Origin of the sequence: uncultured Winogradskyella sp., assembly GCF_963975125.1 — a bacterium.
Lineage (GTDB): Bacteria > Bacteroidota > Bacteroidia > Flavobacteriales > Flavobacteriaceae > Winogradskyella.
In genome coordinates this window covers 1-3,128 of the sequence record NZ_CAXBGB010000144.1, presented here as the reverse complement: position 1 = coordinate 3,128, position 3,128 = coordinate 1, and the positions used below count along the sequence as shown (strand labels likewise).

General features: G+C 31.5%; 3 protein-coding genes. All 3 read right to left on the bottom strand.

Annotated features, from left to right (window positions below; all coding sequences use genetic code 11):
• Window positions 1-146 (bottom strand): heavy metal-binding domain-containing protein (locus AAC053_RS13820; RefSeq protein ID WP_339757859.1); only part of this gene is annotated, 146 nt, incomplete at its 3' end.
• Window positions 147-259: 113 nt separating this feature from the next.
• Window positions 260-2,500: a ribonuclease R gene (gene rnr / locus AAC053_RS13815; RefSeq protein WP_339757857.1), complete on the bottom strand. Its 2,241-nt coding sequence runs from the start codon at window positions 2,498-2,500 to the stop codon at window positions 260-262.
• 247 nt (window positions 2,501-2,747) lie between these two features.
• A partial coding sequence (locus AAC053_RS13810) for a T9SS type A sorting domain-containing protein (RefSeq protein ID WP_339757854.1) occupies window positions 2,748-3,128 on the bottom strand: 381 nt, incomplete at its 5' end.

Genomic DNA, 3,128 nt, shown 5'->3' with positions numbered 1-3,128 from the left:
GAAATGCTATCTGAAATAGCTTTATAATATTTTGACATACTAAATGTCATTGAAGCCTTTTGTGAATTCATTCCAACACCAGAAACAATACCTTTGTATTCTATTATTTTAAAACCTTCTATAGTGTTTGTTGTTGTTAAAATCATTTTTTGTAGTTTTTAGTATAGGTATATGCTTTTACAATAATGTTACATTTAATAGTTCTCGATACATCCCAACGAAAAATGTTGGGACACTCGAACTGACGCTAAATCTATTTTTAACTTTGTTCAACTGCTGGTTTACCAACCATATAAAAATCTAAGTGCTTTTTAACTAAATCTGCATTTTTAACTTTTACAATAACTTCATCTCCAAGTTGGTACATTTTTTTTGTTTTATTACCAACCATAGCATATTGGTCTTGGTCGAATTGATAATGATCATCTTTCATATCTCTTACGCTCACCATACCTTCGCATTTATTTGATATAATTTCTATATAAATTCCCCAATCGGTTACACCAGAAATAACGCCTAAAAATTCTTCATCTTCATGATCTTGCATAAAACGAATCTGCATGTACTTTATAGAGTCGCGCTCAGCTTTAGTAGCTAAGTATTCCATATTACTACTATGTTTACATTTATCTTCATAAATGGCTTGGTTAGCAGATTTTTCAACATCTAAATACATTTGTAATAAACGGTGTGCCATTACATCTGGGTAACGACGAATTGGTGAGGTAAAATGACTGTAATACTCAAATGCTAAACCGTAATGTCCAATATTATGAGTCGTGTATTCTGCCTTAGACATTGTGCGAATAGTTAAGGTATCTACTAAATTCTGTTCCTTTTTACCAACAACATCTTTTAGTAATTTATTTAAGGAAGATGCTACACTGCCTTTGTCCTTAAAATTAAGTTTGTGCCCAAAACGAGCAACTACAGTTTGTAACTGTGCTAACTTATCTTCTTTTGGCTCATCGTGTACACGATATACAAAGGTTTTTTTAGGACTTTGTTTTCCAATAAATTCTGAAACCTTTCTGTTGGCTAGCAACATAAATTCTTCAATCAGCTTGTTAGCGTCTTTACTGGTTTTAAAATGAATACCAACCGGGTTTGCCTCTTCGTCTAATTTAAATTTAACTTCAACCTTATCAAAAGAAATAGCACCTTCTCGCATACGTTGCGAACGCATTTTCTTAGCTAATTCATCCATTTTTAGAATGGCATGAGCAATATCTTTAGATGTTTCATACGCTTTTCCTGTGAGTGAAACTTCACTTGGAATTGTAGTATTGATTGATGAGATTCCTGCCTTCGCAGAAACTGTATTGTTTTCAATAATAGCTTGCGCTTCTTCATAAGCAAAACGTGCATCAGAATACGTTACTGTTCTACCAAACCATTCGTTTTTAATTTCGCATTTTTCATTCATTTGAAACACAGCTGAAAACGTATATTTTTCTTCGTGTGGACGTAATGAACAAGCTCCATTAGATAAACGCTCTGGTAACATTGGTACAACACGATCAACCAAATAAATAGAAGTTGCTCGCTCATAAGCTTCATCATCTAAAACTGTACCTGGTTGTACATAGTGCGACACGTCTGCAATGTGAATTCCTATTTCGTATAAACCGTTTTCTAATACTTTAAAAGATAAGGCATCATCAAAATCTTTCGCATCTTTAGGATCTATGGTAAAGGTTAAATCTTTACGCATATCGCGCCGTTTAGCTATTTCTTCTTCTTTAATTGAGGTGTCTAAATTATTAGCATACGTTTCAACATCGTGAGGAAACTCAAGAGGTAAACCATACTCTGCTAAAATAGAATGAATCTCTGTACTATGCTCACCTGGTTTACCAAGTACATTAAGTACTTTTCCATTAGGTGAGTCTGCATTTTCTGGCCAATCCTCTAGAGTTACTAATACTTTATCTCCATCTTCTGCCTTGTTGATTTTATTAATAGGTACAAAAATATCTTTATACATTTTTGGGCTATCTACTACAACAAAAGCAAAATTCTTTTTATCGTGAATTTGAATGGTACCAACATATTCAGTTTTAGAACGTTTAATAATATTGGTAATTTCTCCTTCTAGTTTTCCTCTGTGACGTCTTTTGTAGGCGTAGAATTCTACTTCGTCACCATTTAAGGCTTTATTAATATTGTTTAATGCAATGAAGATGTCATCTTCAAAATCATCCGTTATTATATAACCGTTTCCTTTTTGACCTAAATCTAAAATACCTGTATAGTATTCTGTATTAACGGTGATTTTAAACTTACCACGATCTACTTCTTCTATCTCTTGCTTTGCTTTAAGTTGTTGAAGTTTCTTTATAATTTGATTGCGACTACTAGCGTCGTTAACACCGAGTTTAGAAGCAATTTGTTTATAGTTAAAGGATTGGTTTCTGTCTTTTTTTAAAATACTTAGAATTGTATTTGTAAGGTTAGAAATCTTATTATGTGAAGGTTTCCTGTGTTTCTTTTTTGTCATTTATTAATTGTAATCATTATATGTATTTGTCATTCTGAACTTGTTTCAGAATCTAAAAGATTATAGATTCCGCATCGTTGTGCGGAATGACAACTTTGTTTTTTTAACTCAATACAGGTGGAAGTGAAGATATTAAGTTTCTGCAAAGCTACGTTATTAAAATTTAATAGTGTTTAGTAAAGGTTAAATAAATGAAAAAGCACTGTAAAATTTACAGTGCTTATAATTATTATAAGTTATTTATTTTTTATTCTATAATTAATTTTTTAGAGGCTTTTCCTTTATTAGTTTCTATTTCTACAAAATATAAACCAGAGCTTAGTGTTGAAGTATTAACAACATGTCTTTGTGATGTTAAAACTAATTGACCTAAGTTATTGTAAATCTTTGCGTTTTCTAAAATATTAGAATTTTCTAATTGAATAGTAAATTGCGTTTTTGCTGGGTTTGGATAGAGACTAAAACTAAATAAATCAGCAGTATTAATACTTAAAGTAGCATTAACCATATCTATTATAGCTTGTATCTCAGAAGCGGTTGGATTGTTTTCGTCTACAAAAGTACCGTTATCTAGAGCTGTAGTATAGTTTACACCATCTATTGCTCCAAATACTCCATTAATAGTATT

Excerpts from the sequence above, each read along its gene's own strand:
- rnr (WP_339757857.1), bottom strand. The coding sequence starts at position 2,500 with ATGACAAAAAAGAAACACAGGAAACCTTCACATAATAAGATTTCTAAC.